Raw genomic sequence first — 18,253 nt, 5'->3', positions numbered from 1 at the left:
CCTATATATGAAATGTTTGTTACCAGTATACTATAGAACAGCACATAAAAAATAATAGACAGATCGAATTGAAAGACCTGTCTATTATTTTTTATGTCATCATTAACTCGATGAACTGCATTATATGGCGGGCCTGGCCGGACTCGAACCGGCGACCTACGGCTTAGGAGGCCGTCGCTCTATCCTACTGAGCTACAGGCCCGTCAACGACGGAGTTAATATTATCATGAACAACGGTTGTGATTCAACTACCTTTTAGAGAAATTCCAAAAATTACGAGATGGTTAAGAGGTAACTGAACACTTCTCACAATCTGTGAAATGATATTTCTTGTATTTATTACGTATCTATGTCGACCGCATTAAATATAACGGTCAAGCAAAACCAAGTTTATATACACGCTGATAATTTGCAAATATATTGCAACAGCATAATTAAGCCTTTATCTAGAAATTCTATTATAATTCGTAACCTTCAAGCGATACTCATAACTTTTCCAGCATTCTTTTAGCGAAAACAACAGCCCCTCCCGCCTATAAAACCAAGGACGGCAAATTTCTCTTATCCTCTCGACATCATCTTTCATTTGAGCAACTAGCCCTTCCGCTGATTCAAACTTTTTTTCTTCTCTTATTTGGGCCAACAACAGAACAGCGATCATTTCACCGTAGAGATCTCCTTCGAATTGATCCAAATGCACTTCTATCCGAATTTCATCTCCTCTTTCGAAAGTGGGATTATATCCTATGTTTAAAGCTCCACTCCACCATTTGCCATGAGCCAAGACCGCCGTCGCATACACCCCTTTAGGGGGTAGCAGTTTAAGCTCTGATGCAGGCAAATTAGCCGTAGGAAATCCCAGTATTCGCCCCCTGTGATCGCCTTCCGTAACTGGTGCTATGATGAAATAGGGATATCCCAACATGGCTTCGGTTTGTTGCATATATCCTTTTTTCACGAGCTGCCTTACCAGGGAACTGCTCACAACCGAACCGTCAATTTTAAACGGCGGTATAGCCGCGAAAAACCAGCCTTTTTTTGTTAAGTAACTTTTCAAGAATTCGACATCACCGGAGCGATGTTTACCGAATTTGAAGTTTTCACCCACTACTATTCCTCTTGCTTTATATCGAGATCCTAACTCCTCGATGAAATCTTTTGGGTTTAAATCTTTCACGTCGCTGAAGGGGATTTTTATAAAATCCGGAATATTGAGGAAAGAAGCTATAAAATCCCTCTCCGAATCTGTAAAAAGGGGAACAAAAGAGCCGTTTCCCAATACGATTTGGGGGTGTGGCACAAAGGTCATTACCCCCCAAAGCATATCCATCCTGTCCGATGCATCTCTGGCAACTTCAAACAAAGCCTGATGTCCCTTATGAAATCCGTCAAATGAACCCAAGACCACTATCACAGACACCACCCCGATCACGTCTGGTAAAAATTAAAGAACAATGTTAGTGTCCGGTTTAATTGCACAGCCACCATTGAGCCACCTGATATTACAAAACGATATTGTTCTATATCCTTTTACCACAAAGGCCTTTGAGGGTTCAATTATGCCCCACCATTTTATTCCCGGGATGTTTGTTAACTCCTGTCCATTCAATAGCCTGTCTTCCTCGGTTTCATTCGCTTCGCAGGTACAAAAGTTTTTAAGCATTTCTTGAGGGGGGATTATCATTTCTTTTGCAGCTTCGTTCGAAAGTTGCTTAATAAAATCAAGACTAAGGGCATCCTGCAACTTAAAGGACCCTATTTCAGTGCGTTCCAAGAAGGCAACGTGGGCCAAACTGGCTAATTTAGAACCTAAATCTCGAGCTAGGCTTCTAATATATGTACCCTTAGAACAAACAACTTCCATGATGAACTTACCCTCTTCCGTGATAGGGCTTATTCTTTTGATGCTCTGTATGAATACCGCCTTTGGCTGTAAGAGGACTTTTTTATTTGCGCGGACAAGCTCGTAGGCACGACTCCCTTTTACGGATACAGCAGATACGTTAGGAGGAACCTGTAACCTGTGCCCTAAAAAACTCAGCAAAGTTGAGTCTATATCGCTTTCTTTGATATGCCGCCATTCGGCTGTGCCTATGACCCTTCCGCTTGCATCGTCGGTGTCCGTCTGTTCTCCAAGTTTTATTGTAGTTATATACTTTTTGGGAAGCTCCATAACGTAAGATGAAGCACGAGTCATTTTACCTACGAGTAAAATGAGCAACCCGAAAGCGGGTACATCTAAAGTTCCGGCATGCCCCACTTTAGTCTTTCGCCCGACTTTTTCTTTAAGCAGGGCAACACATGCAGCACTGCTTATACCTTTAGGCTTATTTATCAAAAGAAAACCTGATTTACACATTTTTGACGTATTCCTCGATCGATTTCGACACTACATCCAAAGCTTTCTCTATGGGAAGGTATATCTTACAGGCTGCAGCCTGAGGATGACCTCCGCCATCCCATTTCTGTGCCAATTCTCTCACGGACACGCCGGTCACCGCTCTGAAACTAACCCTTACTTCGCCGTCTTCTCCTTCTGTCATCAGAGCGCTTATTATAGCTCCTTTGACATACAAAAGTTGATTCACTATACCTTCTGAATCGTAAGGATCAGCATTGAGCTTTTCAAAATCTTCCTTTTTTAGCCAGCTGACAACCGCCTTTCCATCGGGCGTGGAAAAGGCTCGCATAAAAGCTAAACCCCAAAGCTTAAGGCCTTCGAGTCTTCTGCTGGCATATATATATCTAAATATTTGTTCGGGATTTATCCCGGAGCTCAAGACGTCCTGAGCAATTAAGTGGGACTTAGGCGTAGTATTTGAATAGGTAAAATGACCCGTATCAGTAATTATTCCGGTGTAGATTCCAATACGGGCGTCCTTTGGAATAGGAAGCTTGCTATCATTAAGCAAGTCCCAAATGATTTCAGCTGTGGCTGATGAAGATGTATCTATATAATTGAGCCGACCGAACCTCTGATTATCCATGTGGTGGTCGATGTTTACAATTAAAGTAGAATCATAAAGATCAAGAATGCCCTGGACGGTCCTCTCGAGATTGCTGGTATCTAGCACTATTATTGCTGTATCCGGCTCTCTTACGACATCGGGCACAAAATTCATAACTTGGTATTCCTCGACAAAGGGCAAATATCCATATGCTTTGGGCACAGGATGAGTACCTCCCCAAATGCACCTTTTACCAAGAGCCATGCCCCAGGAATAGAAAGCACTGCCCGAACCGATAGCATCACCATCGGGTCGCTCGTGAACAAAAATAGCCCATGTTTTTTTAGTCAATATGGCATTTAAGATTTCTTTTAAAGAATCCCCATTATCCCTCATCGTCTGACAACTTTTCGTCTCTCTTCGGTTTTGAATGTTTGTGGGCTATTTTATCGAGCAGCTCCTCAATTCTTTGAGCTCTGTCTTCGGTATCGTCCACGACAAAGACCAGCTTTGGCGCAAATCTGAGTCTCATTTGCCTACAAACAATTCCGCTCAAAGCTCCTGCCAGGCTATTCAATGAATCGCCGATCTCCTTTAGATCGGATTTATCGATCGAGGTGAAGTATACTTTGGCAATGCTCAAATCGTTTGTACATCTTACTTCTGTGATGACCACCTTTTTCAACATTGGATCTTTGGCATTGTTCACTAAAAATTCGGATATCTCTCTCAACATCTCCTTGTTGACCCGTTCAATTCTCAATTTGTCCATAACATTCAACCTCTCGATCGAAATTAATTATTTCGAAACCGTTTTTGGCTTCTGCCAAAAGGACGTGGCGTTCCACCGCATCGAGAAGAGACTCGGCCTCCTTAGCGGAAGCCGATGCCGAAACAACAGCTATATAGGCCAAATCCCATATATTATCCGGACCGAGATCGACAACCGATACGTTTAACCTCTTTTTCAAAAGATCAATCAGAGATTTTACGACCTGACGTCTGTCCTTCAGGCTGCCGGCAGAGGGTATTTTTACGGTCATTATTACAACGGCAATGAATAATTTTGGGATATCTCTCATGAAACATCACTTAGATGTCTTTTTTCCTCTAAAATCTCGAAGGCCTCTATGATGTCGCCTTCCTTTATGTCTTGAAATCCAGCGAGAGCTATTCCGCATTCGTATCCGGCGTTTACTTCCCTTACGTCGTCTTTAAACCGTTTGAGGCTGGATAGCGGTCCTTCCCATATGACAATGCCATCCCTTATAATTCTTGCTTTGGCATTTCGTCTGATTGTTCCTTCTTTTACGTAACAACCGGCGACTTGTCCTGCTTTGGGAACCTTGAATACTACCCTGACCTCCGCTTCTCCGAGGATGTGTTCCTTTAGTTTTGGAGCAAGCATCCCTTCAACTGCTGCTTTAACGTCGTCGATCACGTCATATATGGTACGATAAAGTCGTATCTGGATGCCCTTTTGTTCGGCTAATTTTCTTGCATTTCCGTCAGGCCTTACGTTAAACCCGATGATGATGGCATCCGATGCGTCGGCGAGCATAACATCGGACTCTGTAATCCTTCCAACGCCCTCATGAACGATCTCAATACCTACTTCTTCAACGGAAAGACGCAGCAAAGAGGACTTTATAGCTTCCAAGGTTCCCTGCACATCAGATTTTAATATTATCCTTACTGTGGGCATTTCGCCTTTTTCCATCTGCTCAAAGAGCTCTTCTAATGAGGCTCTTTTTACAGCTTGCATTTCCTGCTGTCTTTTCTTTTCTAAGTATTTATCGATGGCATCGCGCGCTTCCTTTTCGTCTTCAACCCTTACAAACCGTTCACCGGCTTGAGGAACATCGTTTAAGCCCAAAAGTTCAGCAGGTAAGCTTGGCGTGACCTCTTTTATGTTGCGCCCGAGATGATCTATCATCGCCCGAACCCGTCCCCACGTGGTCTCAAAAAGCAGTATATCTCCTCTTCTTAGGGTCCCTTGTTGGACGATCACCGTCGCCACCGGACCTTTGCCTTTGTCTAATTGAGCTTCTATGACAACCCCCTCCGGATTTGCCTCGTAGTCAGCGACCAGTTCGTTCATTTCTGCAACGAGGAGTATCATTTCAAGAAGTTCGTCAACGTTGAGCCCCGTTTTTGCGGATATCTCAACCATGATGGTATCCCCGCCCCACTCTTCAGGGATAAGGCCGAGATCTGCAAGTTGCTGTTTTACCCTATCGGGCTTTGCGTTTGGTTTGTCGATCTTGTTTATAGCCACTACTATAGGCACATTTGCTGCCTTAGCATGATTTAATGCTTCAACGGTCTGTGGCATAACTCCATCATCTGCAGCCACTATGAGTATTACTATGTCAGTAACTTGCGCCCCTCTGGCACGCATAGACGTAAATGCTTCATGTCCCGGGGTATCCAAAAAAACTATTTTTTTGCCGTTGTGTTCAACGACAGAAGCTCCTATGTGTTGTGTTATACCTCCTGCCTCTTTTGCGGTGACGTTGGTCTTTCTTATGTAGTCCAAAAGTGTCGTCTTGCCGTGATCCACATGACCCATAACCGTGACTATAGGGGGCCGTGGTAATAATTTTTTGGGAGGTTCCTGTTGTCTTTTTCTCTCAGATTGTATTGCCACTTCCTTTTTCTCTTCATCAGATACCTCTGCTTCGACAGGAACTATCGATAAAACCACATTAAATGCTTTGCCGATTGCCTTAGCTATTTCATCATTCACTATCGCGCTAGCAGGAACCATGAAACCTGCCGTTATAAGCTCTTTTACCACCAAATTAACGGGCTTTCCCAAAATTTTTGCGACCCTTTCAATTGTAGAGCCTTCATCGATCCTTATAACTTCCTTTGCAGTTACAGTAGCTTCTTTTGAATCGCCATGTTTTGCTTCCTTGTCTTCCCGCAACGTTTCCTCAACTATTTGTGCAATATCTGTATCTATGGAGCTCATATGGCTCTTTGCCTCCACCCCTAAGTCTTGTAAAATTTCTAGCAGATTTTTATTTTCGATGTTTAACATCTTTGCCAATTCATATATCCTTATCTTTCTTTTTCCCAAATGCCATTCCCCCCTTGAAAATCATTGGCCGGCATTTCCTGATTCGCCAAGCTTTTGCGACAAATCCTCATAGATTTCCGCCGGAACTTTTGTCCTCAAAGCTTTGGACAGAATGTCCTTTTTCTTTGCCTGTTCAATGCAATTTTGATCGCTACAGACGTAGGCTCCCCTTCCCTGGCCCTTGCCGGTAGGATCGACATAAACGTGCCCTTCGGGGGATCGTACGACTCTAATGAGTTCTTTCTTTGGTTTTTCTGTTTTGCACGCCACACAGGTCCTAGGACGTCTTTTCGTCATCATTACTCTTTTTCCCATTCTTTGGGCAATTCCCCCTTAATTATATCCTCGAACAGATCTTGAAGTGTTGGAAGTCGGTCCGGTTCCATTACATTTATATCTATCTTCCATCCTGTAAGTTTGGCCGCCAGCCTAACGTTCTGCCCTCCCTTCCCGATGGCCAAGGATAACTGATCGGGCCTTACGTAAACGTTGACTGCCTTATCCTCATCGAGCCTCGGCTCTATTTTGACTACTTTTGCAGGCGAAAGTGCGTTTTTGATATATGCTATTGGGTCGTTACTCCAAATAATAACATCAATTCGCTCGCCCGCAAGTTCGTCGCTGATAGCTTTAATTCTATTTCCCTTAGTGCCAATACAGGCACCTACCGGATCGACGTTTGGGTCCAAGGTGGTCACGGCAACTTTGCTTCTTACCCCCGCTTCCCTTGCGATGTTTTTGATATCTATTACGCCTTCCTTTATCTCCGGGACTTCCAATTCAAGAAGGCTCTTCAAAAGCCCCGGATGAGATCTTGACAATACTATGCGAGGACCTTTGGAAGTTTTGCGCACATCCAATACATAAAATTTCTTTCTGTCTCCCGGCCGATACGACTCCGTAGGAATTCGCTCCTCACGCGGAAGCATGGCATCTATCTTATCTCCTATGCGCACTAAAGCCTGGCCGCCTTCATCCCTGAAAACCACTCCGGTGACGATCTCTCCCACTTTTCCCGAGAAGTCGTTGTAAATGATCTGCCTTTCTGCATCTTTCAACCTTTGAGTTATAACCTGCCTGGCCGTCTGAACCGCAATCCTGCCAAAATCCCTGGGGGATACCTCTACTTTGATCATCTCCCCTTCTTTCGCATCGTCTAATCCCATAGATTTAGCTTCTTCTACGGAAATTTCAAAGGCAGGATTTCTAACCGTATCTACTACCTCTTTTACTTCATAGATCTTTATAATTCCGTTATCCGAATCGAGTTCTACCTCGACATTTGAATTGGTCCCTTTATATTTTTTATATGCCGAAACCAGGGCTGCCTCTATGCTAGAAATTATTACTTCGAGAGGCAATCCCTTTTCAGTTTCTATTTGTTTTAAAGCTCTCATGAAATCTCGTCCCAACTCCATCTCAACCATCTCCCTCTTTAATACGATTACTCGCCGTCATCAATTTCTGGCACTAATCTTGCCTTTGATATGTTCTGAAAGGGAATTAATATTTCCGTTCCATCATCCAGCCCTAATTTGATATCGTTATTACTTAATATTTCGATAATTTTTCCTTTAAAATTTCTGCGCGATCCAACGGGATCATGAGTTTTTATACGCACTGTTTTGCCAACGTAATTTTTGAAGTCTTTTATATAAAATAGAGGGGCGTCCAGTCCGGGAGAACTTACTTCCAGATAGTACCTCCCCCCGAAGATTTCTTCTCTGGAATCCAAAAATTTATCGACTTTTCTCGACACAGTTTCGCAATCTTTAACGTTTATTCCTCCAGGTGTATTGATATAAATCCTTAAAATCATTCTTCCGTGTTCGTGGACCAATTCCATTCCCACAAAGTCATATCCCAATCCTTCTATTATTTCCCTTATTTCGTTTTCTATTGACATCAATTCGTCATTTTTACGTTGCATTGCCCTTATTCCTCCAAAAGTCAATTAACGAGGCGTTTTTGCTTTAAAAAAAGAAGAGTGGGATTTGCCCACTCTCCAAAAGATATGCCCCAAAGCCCGTTGTGTATTGAATTTTATCATCGACAGAATTTATTTTCAAGCACTACACGTAACACACAGGCTTTAAAAGGCTGCCAAATAAGGATAACTACTTGGCGACGGCGTCTTTCAGCATCTTCCCTGCTCTAAAAGCGGGAACTGTTTTCTCGGGGATCTCTATGATCTCCTCCGGATTTTGTGGGTTGCGGCCCTTTCTTGCAGCTCTATTGCGCACCTCGAAGGTACCAAAACCCATGATTTGAACCTCTTCCCCTTTAGACAGGGCATCCACTACAGATTTGATAAAGGCATCGACTGCGACAGCTGCGTCTTTCTTGCTCATTCCCGTAGCTTTCGCCACTTCACTAACGATGTCGCTTTTTGTCATTTCCTACACCCCCTTTGATTTATAAAAAATACATCTCGACAATAATTATCAACGCTTTAATTGCTGTGGTCAAGCGAGTTTTCGCCTGTTTTTCCAAAAAACCCTGATTGGGACTCCTTTAAAATCGCCGACCTTTACAAGTTCGTTTATAACTTTTCGTTCAAATGGTTTATCGACCAGGTTTTTATCGTTTACGAAAAAGAGAAAAGACGGCGGTGCCGTTCCAACTTGTGTCACGTAAAATATGTTTAAAAACCTCCCCTTTCCATCCGAGGGAAGCCTTTGGAAAGATATTATATCTCGAATTATATTATTTAAGTTTGAAGTGGAAATCCTGGTCTGCCAACGAGCGTAAACCTCTCCGCAGACATTAAAAATTTTAAAAAGATTTCTTTTTGATAGAGCTGATATAGTGACTATAGGGGCGTCATTTATAAAATACAGCTGATCTTTAACATCTTTTATGATGTTATCCCCCAGTTTTGGCTGCCCCTCTGGCAACAGATCCCATTTATTGATCGCAACAACAATCCCTTTGCCCTTTTCCAGGGCGATGCCGGCTATGCGCTTATCCTGATCAGTGACTAGTTCCGTTACATCCAAAACGAGCAAAACCACATCGGATCTGTCGATTGCACGTTCCGCCCTAAGGAGAGAATAAAACTCTATATCGTCTTTGAGCCTGCTTTTCTTTCGCAATCCTGCGGTATCGATGAGCAGATATTTTTTCCCTTCAAAAGTAATTTCCGTATCAATAGGGTCTCTTGTAGTTCCCGGTAAATTACTGACAATAGCTCTCTCTTCCCCGATCAGAGAATTAAAGATACTGGATTTTCCAACGTTAGGCCTTCCTACTATTGATATTTTTATTGTTTTGCCGTCCTCTTGAAAAGAGTCTTCGCTATCTATATACGATACAACTTTATCAAGCAAATCCGGAATGTTTCTGTTGTGTTCTGCGCTTACTCCAATCACGTCCTCAAAACCCAAGGCGAAAGCTTCGTACAGGAGAGGTTCATGCATGGGTTCGTCTATCTTGTTGACGGCCACAATCACCCTGCGATTACTTCGCCGAAGGATCTCGGCTATCCTGAAATCAAGGGGCAATATTCCCTCTCTACCATCCACAACAAAGATGATAACGCTGGCTTCTTCTATAGCTCGGTCTATTTGCTTTCCCACCAAATCAAAAAGCGGTTCATCTTCGTTCGGAAACCCTCCCGTATCTACAAGATAAAAACTCTTCCCTGCCCACTCTACTTGGGCGTAGAGCCTGTCCCTAGTTACACCGGGGATATCGTCAACTATCGCCATACGCTTCTGTATGAGCCTGTTGAAGAGTGTAGATTTGCCTACGTTAGCTCTTCCGATTATCGCAACTACATTGGTATTCCTCTCCATTTTTACTCACCGCTTTTGTCCTTATTAGTCTCTCCAAATTCTTATCTTTGGGAATCCGATTTTAGAACGCGAGATATGGAAGTATGGTTCCAACAGCTCTCTAAGAACCCTTGCATCTTTCGCTTTGACCCATATTATGCCTTCATCAGCTATTGGCTTATACACGGCAAATCCGGATTTGTCAAGTAATAGAAAGATATCTTCGATTACTTTTATCGGAGCAGATATTTCGATCAACAGGGCGAAAGGGGGGAAATTAAGCTCGTACCTCTCTTTGAGTTCATCCTCCCAAAAAAAGTTCCACCCATCTTTCAGTCCCCTTTGCCAACCATGATATGGCCTTCTGGACTGAATTATAACTTCTCTGCTTTTGGGATTATTACCTCTGAAGCGTGATTCCCACATCATGCTGAATGCCATAAATCGAGCGTTATAATTTGGCCGCCATGTTTCGGCATCGGCATCGATCCATCCTATTAAACCTACATTACAATCATCGCAAAGAGAAAGAGCCAACCTAGAGCCAACAACAAGGCCGCCTTTTCCTATTTCTTGCAACATTGCAGTTTTACGTTTTTTTCCGCTTTTCTCCTTGTACCACATATAAACCGGTGCTACGTCCCCAGCCAGAGCTCGAGCTATTCCATGAAGCGCCTCCAGACCCGGACGTTTACCAGTCAAAAGCCTGGACATACAGGATGGACATATCGTAGGCATTTCATATGTTTTTCCGCAAAAGGGACATATCACAATATTTTCGTTGATCCTGCAAATACTGCCGCAATGACTACACACAAAGGTCCAGCCGCACTCCTCGCAGGATATCTCTCCGGCATAGCCTTTGCGGTCCAAAATCCACATCGCAACTTCTCCGCGGTTTACGACTTCTAGGGATGATTTTAAAAGAGACGAGCTAATGGGAAGTCCTTGAGAAATCCCCGGAAGAATAATTTTATTCGCAGTCTTTATATTAACGAAACGAATCTGTTCTTTAACGTTTTTGCTTAATTTTGGCTTTTTTAGGAAATACAATCGGGATGATGGCAGCCTGCCTCCCAAGATTAGCTTCGCCTTCCACATTTGAGCTCTTTTGGCTGCTACATGGCGTAAGGATATATTAGGATATCGGGCTAAATTGTAGGAAAAGCTGGCCTCTTCCTCCACTACAACGAACTTAATTGGGGATAATGGAGCGAAGAGCAACCCCACTGACCCTACCAAGAAAGACACTTCTCCCCGCCTAGCCTTCAGCCACGCTTCAAAGGCTTTTTTGCCCCCGCTGGATGGCCATAACAGGCCTTGCTTTTTAATGTCTTCCGGAAGGTCATTCCAAAAAGTTCTGGCCACCGATTCCTCAGGAAAGAAGACGAGACCGCTTTTGCCTTCGCCGATTATTTCCCTGTAGCGTCCATATCTTTCATTATCGTATACCTCGTAAACGCAATGTTCGCTATCGCCGTCTTTCGGCGGGTTAAAAACAAGGGGAGGAATATTGTTCACTTTACTGCCCTCGATGATGGGAGTAGGGCACATTAATTTTAATATCTCACCTTGGCTGCATAGATATTGTCGGGATGTCCACTCGCTTAAGCTCCACAGCTCTTGCCCCAAAAGAGGCACATCGTCCAATATCTCAATTACCTCTTTTACCTCGTAAACAATCTTATTTTCGATATTTTCTTTTATCGCTGAAAGAAATCCCAATCTCTTGCTGTCTCGCGGACCCATAGGGACCAGAACTCTGCTGCCAATTTTCGCGGGTGCCGATATTCTGTAAGTTAATGGATGCCACCAAACTCCAGGCACAAGGACATCGGCATACATTTCTATGATAAAAACTCCGCCTCAACGATATCCCATAGGCCCCATGCAACCTCTTCCTTTGAACCTTCTAGCCTCGAGGTGCGTCCTGTCTTGCATATGACCGTTACGGAATTGGTATCCGATTCGAATCCGCTTCCCCTGGCCGTGATATCATTGGCGACTATCATGTCCATATTTTTTTTGTTGAGCTTTGAAAGGGCGTTTTCTACTACTTCCGTCGATTCGGCTGCAAATCCAACCAGAATTTGCCCTTGTCTCTTTCTTTTTCCCACTTCCGCCGCAATATCGGGGTTTTCTTCTAAGATTACCTCGAGGCGGCCCCTGCCCTCTCGTTTAAGCTTTTGATCTAAAGTATGAGCAAATCTATAGTCACCTACAGCTGCCGCCTTTACTACTATATCCGCGCCATCACTCTCTTTTAATACGGCATCGTACATCTCCTGGGCAGTGGTAACGTCTATTGTTCTTACACCAAAAGGAGGCTCGATATATGTAGGGCCTTTTATCAACGTGACATCGGCACCCCTATACCATGCCGTCCTTGCTACAGCGTAACCCATCTTACCGGAGCTTGGATTGCTGATAAACCTGACGGGGTCCATGAACTCCCTGGTAGGCCCTGAGGTCACAATTATCTTTTTGCCAATTAAATCTCTCTTAGGGGACAATACCCTCCACAAAATCTCGAGTATGACTTCTTTTTTTGGGAGCCTCCCTTTGCCCTCATATCCACAAGCCAAGAACCCTTCTTCAGGCGGTATCACGATGTAGCCAAGTTCACCTGACATCTTAACATGACGCTGAGTTGCGGGATGTTCCCACATATGAATGTTCATGGCAGGAAAAATTACTACCGGTGCTCTCGTTGCAAGCATGGTAGCCCCTAAAAGGGTTTCTGCTTCTCCGAAGGCAGCCCTCCTGATTACATTAGCTGTTGCCGGCGCAATGACGAAGACTTCCGCCCAATCGGCCAAAGAAATGTGGGGTATTTCCCACCCACGTTGGTCGCTTAAGAAGTCCTCCTCCATCCAGGTTTTTTTGCCCGTCAATGTGGAGAGGGACAAGGGCGTCACAAAAGAAGACGCAGATCGAGTCATTATTACCTCGATATCGTTATTATACTTCTTTAACGTACTAACAACATCGGGGATCTTGTATGCAGATATACCCCCCGAAATACCCAAGAGAACCTTTCTGTTGGTCTTCCATTTGAGCATGATTTTCCCCTTTTAAATTATTTGGTTATTTTTTGTTTTTACGACAAACGCAACCTTACCCTCTTTAATTTCTTCTATGGCCGTATTTATTGGCTTATCTCCATCTCCGCCAAAGAGACGCTTCGAAGCGTCCTCGCTAAGAGCTCTGGCCCTTTTTGCAATCAGCATAGTTAAAACATATTTATTCGGTATATTGTATTTTCTCATGATCTGATTTACATCGACATATATCATTTCTTACAGCCTCCTTTCCTGTAGTTCATTATTAACCTGACAAGCTCTTCTGCAGCACGATTTACATCATCGTTTATTATCGCATGGTCGTATACGCCTGCCAACTTCATCTCCCACGCTGCGTTATTTAATCTGGTGCGCAGAGATTCCTCGTTCTCTGTGCCACGGGATATAAGTCTTTCCCTTAAAACCTCCTCTGACGGGGGCAGTATAAATATCAATACTGCTTCGGGGAATACCTTTTTCACATTTAGAGCTCCCTGGACATCTATCTCGAGGATGACATCTTTTCCCTCTTCCAGGTTCTTCAATACCTCTTTTTTAGGAGTTCCATAGTAATTCCCGTGGACAAAGGCCCACTCCAAAAAATCTCCCGACTTTTTTCTCTTTTCAAATTCCTCGCCCTCGACGAAATAATAATCTACGCCGTCTTGCTCCCCCTCCCTTGGTTGACGCGTCGTGCACGATATGGAATAGACCAAATCGGAGAGCCTTTTAAAAAGTTCCCTTCGTATGGTACCTTTTCCTGCCCCGCTGGGCCCGGAAATTACGAAGAGATACCCTTTTTCCCTTTTGTGATTTATATTGCTATAGTTCGTCATTTTGTGCAATTCCCTCGAAGCGATGAGCTATTGTCTCGGGCTGTATGGCCGAGAGTATCACATGATTGCTGTCAGTTAATATGACTGCCCTTGTTTTCCGGCCTTGAGTGGCGTCTATAAGCTGTCCCCGTTCCCTTGCCTCGTCTTTGAGCCTTTTAACGGGCGAGGAATCGGGATGAATTATTGCGATTATCCTGTTAGCTACGACTACGTTTCCAAATCCTATGTGAACTAATTTATACATGTAAGATCGACCCTCATTCAACGTTTTGGATTTGCTCTCTCATTTGCTCTAACAAGCACTTGCTTTTAACGACATGCCAGCGAATTCTGGCGTTTTTCACTTTAGAAGCTATTGTATTGATCTCCCTCAACATCTCCTGCAACAAAAAGCTAAGTTTTTTGCCCTCCGAAACATTCGATTTAAGCGTTTCGCGAAACTTTTCAATGTGAGACTTGCTTCTCGTGATTTCTTCTTTTATGTCCCACTTATCTGCTAAGTGTGCTACGGCTTCAAAATGGGATGGGTCGTCCTCTAAAGCAATGTTTGAAACTAATAAATTTATTTTACTCTTTAGTTCCGTAAGCTCCTCTTCGAATGCAACATCCCACTCACCAGCTATCTCATTTACCAGCTTTTCATATTTATCAAGAGATTCATTTACAAAAGAGGATATGTGTTCACCCTCGCTCTTTCTCATTTCGTTCCAATCAGACAAAGCTTTATCCAGCAAGGCTATCGCGTCCTTATTTATTTGTTCGTAAAGATCCAACATTCTTCCTTCGGGTTGTTCTAGGACGCCGGGCAAATCGAGGAGGAGTTCGAGCTGTATTTCTTCCAAGAGCTTTAACTTACCGTGGATTGACATTAATTCCTCGAAATAATTCCGGAGAACCTTACCGTTAATGCTTGCCATTTTCAGTTCTGGGGCAAAGGTTGAATATAGGGTAACGGTAATCTTCCCCCTTGCAAAACGATTTTTAAGTTCCTCTCTTAAAGAGTTCTCCAACATGGAAAGCTCCTTTGGGCAACGAACAATTATATCTTTGTACCTGGAGTTGACACTACAAACATCTATACGCAATGTACCCCAATCGAAGGTATCATAGGCACCGCCCACCCCTGTCATGCTTATCAGCAAAGAGGCTCCCTCCATTCAATGTGCATTGTCATTATATAAGCATTTAATCATGCTAACTTATAGGTATCTGTAAACAACTTTACATCGGAATCAATGCGAGACAAAGAAGATTCTATTCTTTTTAAAAGCGTCGATATGTTTATATTTTTAAGTGCACTTACAGGCACTGCCTCAAATCCCGAAGGCAAGGACAGCCGCTCAAGTAATGATTGTAACTGATCTTTTTCTATCATATCAATCTTATTCACTACAATGATCCTCGGTATGGAGGCTGCCCCTATTTGTTTTAAGGTCTCCTCTACGACGGTTAAGGATTCCAATGGATCTTTGTCAAGGGGATCTATGACGACCAATAGTAAGTTTGCTTCATTTACTTCTTCTAGTGTCGCTCGAAAGGCGGCAACCAACTCTACCGGCAGTTTGCGAATGAAGCCGACAGTATCGGCAAAAAGGACATGCTTGCCGCCGGGAAGTTTTACTCTCCTTACCTTGGGATCTAAAGTAGCAAAAAGCTTATCTGCGCAGTATATTTCATCGTCGTGACTCAATGCTCTAAGAAGGGTGGATTTGCCGCTGTTCGTATAACCTACAATGGCAACTGTAGAAATATTGCTCCTTTTTCGCCGCTTTCTGGAGTTGCACCGTCTTTTGCGCACCTGTTCGAGCTTGCGCTGAAGCGATACGACTTTCCGTTCCAGCTTACGACGATGTCTTTCGAACTCTGTTTCACCTGGGCCTCTTGTGCCAATACCTCCCCCTGTTTGAGACATTTGTTTACCCAGACCTTTTAATAGTGGAATTTCATATTTACACATAGCCAGTTCCACTTGAAGTTTGGCCTCAGCGGAATGCGCTCTTGATTCAAATATTTTCATAATGACAAAGGGCCTGTCCCACACTTCAACGCCCAAGAGAGAGCGCAAGTTGTGCAATTGCGTGGACAATAAAGAGTCGTTGCACACAACGATATTAACCCCGAGAAGGTTTATCAACTCCCTTGCTTCTAAAACCTTCCCCTTTCCCAAAAAAGTTGCAGGATCGGGAGATATCCGCTTTTGATCGATCCTACCCACGACTTTTATGTTTAAATTGGCAAGAAGCAGTGCCAGTTCATCGGCAAGTATATCGGGGTCTTCGTCGCTTCTTTGTCTATCTAAGCAAAGAAGCAGGGCCTTATTATATCTATTTTCCAAGTTCGTACATCATCTCCTCCATCTGTTTTTCCAACTGTACGAGCAAATGGAATCGTTTCTGCTTGTCCTTCATATCCGTTGGCAAATCCAAGGGGTCGATTAGCTTTCCAAACAGGACCTCTATCTTCTTTGGTTTTGGGAAGGAGGTACCTCGAGGCATTGCCTCGAATGATCCTTTAACGTATACTGGTAAAATAGGAGCATTTGAGTGTAAGGCCAACATGGCCGCTCCACCCTCAAGGGGTTGAAGCTTTCCGTCGAATGACCTGCTTCCTTCGGGAAATATCAATACATCTTCTCCGCTGAGCAAAATGTCTAGCATGGTCCTCAATACGACCCCGGCTTTAAGCTCATCTTGCCTTGAAACGGGAATTGCTCCCAGATGCCTTATGATAAAGCTTAAGAAAGGCACTTTAAACAGCTCTTCCTTTGCCAGGTAACTCAACTTCCTTGGATAGGCCACACCCACGATTACCGGATCCAAATTGCTATTGTGATTCGAAGCTACGATAACAGCCCTCCCCTCGGGGAGAAGGGGCGCGTTATTGATGCTGAGTCTATTGTATAAAGCCAAAAACACTCTACACAGACATTTAGAGAAGGCATAAAAAAGGGGGCTGCGTTTAACAGTCACACTCTTTCACCTTTAAAACGCACTCTTTTATCAGTTTTTTAACAGCTTCTACGACCTCTTCCAGTGTCAAGTCGCTTGTATCCAATATTATCGCGTCCTCTGCTGGCAACAGAGGGGATAACTTCCTTTTGCTGTCCAACTCGTCCCTTTGAATAATTTGATAATATACATCATCGTAGGATATTTCTACCCCTCGTTCTGCCAGTTCTTTCCATCGCCTTGCCGCTCGCGTCCTTGCATTGGCCTTCAGGAAGATCTTTAGATCAGCATTGGGGAAGACAACCGTTCCCATATCTCTTCCTTCAGCTATCAAATTCTGTCTATCCCCTAGCTCCCTTTGAATAGAAAGAAGCCGGCGCCTGACTACCGGCAAGGAAGAATAAAAAGAGACAATTTCATCCACTTTAGGAGAGCGTATTTCCCCTGTAACGTCTGCACCGTTCACGAAAATACGCTGTTGATCGTCAATTTGAATTGTCAGTTTCTCGAGCTCCACTTCAATTTTTGCAACATCATTCGAAGAGATACACTTTTGAGATAAATAAAAAGACACAGCTCTGTATATTGCCCCGGAATCAAGATAGGCGAACCCCAATTCTTCGGCAACCCTTCGAGCGACGCTGCTTTTTCCTGAACCCGCAGGACCATCTATGGTTATTATTATCGTTTTACCGCTCTTCATATGATCTCCTCTGATCTTATTTCTTCGTCCAATTGGTATAGTATGTTAACTGCCTCAGACATCAGAAGCTCAATTTCGTCCTTTAATTGCAGCCTTTCTAACGATTTTTCCGACATATAATGCTGGAGACCGTCCGCACCCAGTCCAAATCCCAACATAAGACATATAGAATTGGAGGTATGTACGACATCGACAACAGGCCTATAGGAGGCCTTCTCGTCCGGCAAATCATCTGGTGTATGGTGATATCGAGCGGCCAAAGCGTATACTTCCGGCAAAGCCCATTGATCTATTATCATTTCGCCTATTTCGGCGTGATCGAATCCTAAAACTTCCCTCTCTGCTTGAGTAAAGGGGACGGCCTCTTCTTCTACCATCTTGCTTATTATCGAATATCCGTATCTGACATATTCGTTGAGAACTATTTTCCCTATGTCGTGCAACAATCCGGCAAGGTACAATTCCTCCAGATCCAATCCGCCTACCTTCTCACCAATATAGCGGGAAAGGTATGCCACACCCAACGAATGACGCCACAACTCTCCTTTATCGAGGGCATATCCCTTTTGCGATCCCGACATATAGGGATAAATACTTGCTGCCAAAACTATGCTTCTAAGGGTTTTATATCCCAATATGGCAACAGCTTCGGTTACACTGGTAATTGTCCTTGGAATCCCGTAATAGGCAGAATTGGCCAGACGTAAGACACGAACGACCAACCCCTGATCCTTTGAGAGAGTGTTGGCCACGTCGGAGGCACTGCTTCTTTCGTCATCTAACTTCTTGAGTGTTAAAAGCACAAACTGAGGCAGGGATGGAATATCTTTTACCTTTTTGAGTATGCGTTTTTTTACTATTTCCCTCGGACTTCCATCTGTTGGCATATCCTGTC

The 18,253-nt window shown here is 43.7% G+C and carries 21 protein-coding genes and 1 tRNA gene; all 22 read right to left on the bottom strand.

Features of this window, described 5'->3' with window-relative positions; translation table 11 throughout:
- Positions 1–125 precede the first annotated feature (125 nt).
- Positions 126–202, bottom strand: a tRNA-Arg gene (locus HMPREF1705_RS09265).
- Between the two features lie 240 nt (positions 203–442).
- A complete protein-coding gene (ribF, locus tag HMPREF1705_RS09260) occupies positions 443–1,414 on the bottom strand; it encodes a riboflavin biosynthesis protein RibF (protein WP_111089609.1) in 972 nt (323 codons plus the stop codon).
- 30 nt (positions 1,415–1,444) lie between these two features.
- The gene (gene truB / locus HMPREF1705_RS09255) at positions 1,445–2,359 is read right to left on the bottom strand and encodes a tRNA pseudouridine(55) synthase TruB (protein WP_009201055.1); all 915 of its coding nucleotides are present in this window, start codon (positions 2,357–2,359) and stop codon (positions 1,445–1,447) included.
- Positions 2,352–3,344 (bottom strand): DHH family phosphoesterase, encoded by a 993-nt coding sequence (locus tag HMPREF1705_RS09250; RefSeq protein WP_009201056.1) that lies wholly within the window; start codon positions 3,342–3,344, stop codon positions 2,352–2,354. The genes truB and HMPREF1705_RS09250 overlap by 8 nt, the downstream gene beginning before the upstream one ends.
- Positions 3,334–3,720, bottom strand: a complete 387-nt coding sequence (rbfA, locus tag HMPREF1705_RS09245) for a 30S ribosome-binding factor RbfA (RefSeq protein WP_009201057.1) — start codon at positions 3,718–3,720, stop codon at positions 3,334–3,336. Before rbfA ends, HMPREF1705_RS09250 begins: the two co-directional genes overlap by 11 nt.
- Positions 3,701–4,030 (bottom strand): DUF503 domain-containing protein, encoded by a 330-nt coding sequence (locus tag HMPREF1705_RS09240; RefSeq protein WP_009201058.1) that lies wholly within the window; start codon positions 4,028–4,030, stop codon positions 3,701–3,703. Before HMPREF1705_RS09240 ends, rbfA begins: the two co-directional genes overlap by 20 nt.
- Positions 4,027–5,994, bottom strand: a complete 1,968-nt coding sequence (gene infB, locus HMPREF1705_RS09235; RefSeq protein WP_009201059.1) for a translation initiation factor IF-2 — start codon at positions 5,992–5,994, stop codon at positions 4,027–4,029. Before infB ends, HMPREF1705_RS09240 begins: the two co-directional genes overlap by 4 nt.
- Before the next feature lie 60 nt (positions 5,995–6,054).
- Positions 6,055–6,348, bottom strand: coding sequence for an RNase P modulator RnpM (gene rnpM / locus HMPREF1705_RS09230; RefSeq protein ID WP_273702077.1), 294 nt, complete (start codon positions 6,346–6,348; stop codon positions 6,055–6,057).
- A complete protein-coding gene (gene nusA / locus HMPREF1705_RS09225) occupies positions 6,333–7,451 on the bottom strand; it encodes a transcription termination factor NusA (RefSeq protein WP_040347986.1) in 1,119 nt (372 codons plus the stop codon). Before nusA ends, rnpM begins: the two co-directional genes overlap by 16 nt.
- Positions 7,452–7,477: 26 nt before the next feature.
- On the bottom strand, positions 7,478–7,963 hold the full coding sequence (locus tag HMPREF1705_RS09220) for a ribosome maturation factor RimP (protein WP_009201062.1): 486 nt from the start codon (positions 7,961–7,963) through the stop codon (positions 7,478–7,480).
- A 187-nt stretch (positions 7,964–8,150) separates the two neighbouring features.
- Entirely contained in the window at positions 8,151–8,429 is a 279-nt protein-coding gene (locus HMPREF1705_RS09215; protein ID WP_009201063.1) for an HU family DNA-binding protein, read from the bottom strand.
- A gap of 69 nt (positions 8,430–8,498) precedes the next feature.
- On the bottom strand, positions 8,499–9,830 hold the full coding sequence (der, locus tag HMPREF1705_RS09210; RefSeq protein WP_009201064.1) for a ribosome biogenesis GTPase Der: 1,332 nt from the start codon (positions 9,828–9,830) through the stop codon (positions 8,499–8,501).
- Between the two features lie 24 nt (positions 9,831–9,854).
- Positions 9,855–11,654, bottom strand: coding sequence for a primosomal protein N' family DNA-binding protein (locus HMPREF1705_RS09205; protein ID WP_009201065.1), 1,800 nt, complete (start codon positions 11,652–11,654; stop codon positions 9,855–9,857).
- A gap of 2 nt (positions 11,655–11,656) precedes the next feature.
- Positions 11,657–12,871: a bifunctional phosphopantothenoylcysteine decarboxylase/phosphopantothenate--cysteine ligase CoaBC gene (gene coaBC / locus HMPREF1705_RS09200; RefSeq protein ID WP_009201066.1), complete on the bottom strand. Its 1,215-nt coding sequence runs from the start codon at positions 12,869–12,871 to the stop codon at positions 11,657–11,659.
- Positions 12,872–12,883: 12 nt separating this feature from the next.
- Complete coding sequence (rpoZ, locus tag HMPREF1705_RS09195; RefSeq protein WP_009201067.1) at positions 12,884–13,105, bottom strand: DNA-directed RNA polymerase subunit omega; 222 nt, start codon at positions 13,103–13,105, stop codon at positions 12,884–12,886.
- Positions 13,102–13,707 carry a guanylate kinase gene (gmk, locus tag HMPREF1705_RS09190; RefSeq protein WP_009201068.1) on the bottom strand — a complete coding sequence of 202 codons (606 nt, stop codon included), beginning with the start codon at positions 13,705–13,707 and terminating at the stop codon, positions 13,102–13,104. The genes rpoZ and gmk overlap by 4 nt, the downstream gene beginning before the upstream one ends.
- Complete coding sequence (locus HMPREF1705_RS09185) at positions 13,694–13,951, bottom strand: DUF370 domain-containing protein (RefSeq protein WP_009201069.1); 258 nt, start codon at positions 13,949–13,951, stop codon at positions 13,694–13,696. The genes gmk and HMPREF1705_RS09185 overlap by 14 nt, the downstream gene beginning before the upstream one ends.
- Before the next feature lie 13 nt (positions 13,952–13,964).
- A complete protein-coding gene (locus HMPREF1705_RS09180; protein WP_111089608.1) occupies positions 13,965–14,849 on the bottom strand; it encodes a YicC/YloC family endoribonuclease in 885 nt (294 codons plus the stop codon).
- A 47-nt stretch (positions 14,850–14,896) separates the two neighbouring features.
- Positions 14,897–16,042 (bottom strand): GTPase HflX, encoded by a 1,146-nt coding sequence (hflX, locus tag HMPREF1705_RS09175; RefSeq protein WP_009201071.1) that lies wholly within the window; start codon positions 16,040–16,042, stop codon positions 14,897–14,899.
- Positions 16,032–16,676, bottom strand: coding sequence for a lysophospholipid acyltransferase family protein (locus HMPREF1705_RS09170; RefSeq protein ID WP_040347989.1), 645 nt, complete (start codon positions 16,674–16,676; stop codon positions 16,032–16,034). Before HMPREF1705_RS09170 ends, hflX begins: the two co-directional genes overlap by 11 nt.
- Positions 16,666–17,358 carry a (d)CMP kinase gene (cmk, locus tag HMPREF1705_RS09165; protein ID WP_009201073.1) on the bottom strand — a complete coding sequence of 231 codons (693 nt, stop codon included), beginning with the start codon at positions 17,356–17,358 and terminating at the stop codon, positions 16,666–16,668. The genes HMPREF1705_RS09170 and cmk overlap by 11 nt, the downstream gene beginning before the upstream one ends.
- On the bottom strand, positions 17,355–18,245 hold the full coding sequence (locus tag HMPREF1705_RS09160) for an HDOD domain-containing protein (RefSeq protein ID WP_009201074.1): 891 nt from the start codon (positions 18,243–18,245) through the stop codon (positions 17,355–17,357). Before HMPREF1705_RS09160 ends, cmk begins: the two co-directional genes overlap by 4 nt.
- Positions 18,246–18,253 lie beyond the last annotated feature (8 nt).

The sequence above is a fragment of the Acetomicrobium hydrogeniformans ATCC BAA-1850 genome, from assembly GCF_000160455.2.
In the GTDB taxonomy this organism is placed as follows: Bacteria; Synergistota; Synergistia; order Synergistales; family Acetomicrobiaceae; genus Acetomicrobium; species Acetomicrobium thermoterrenum.
The sequence above is the reverse complement of the archived record's forward strand: the minus strand, read 5'-3'. Positions and strand labels throughout refer to the sequence as shown.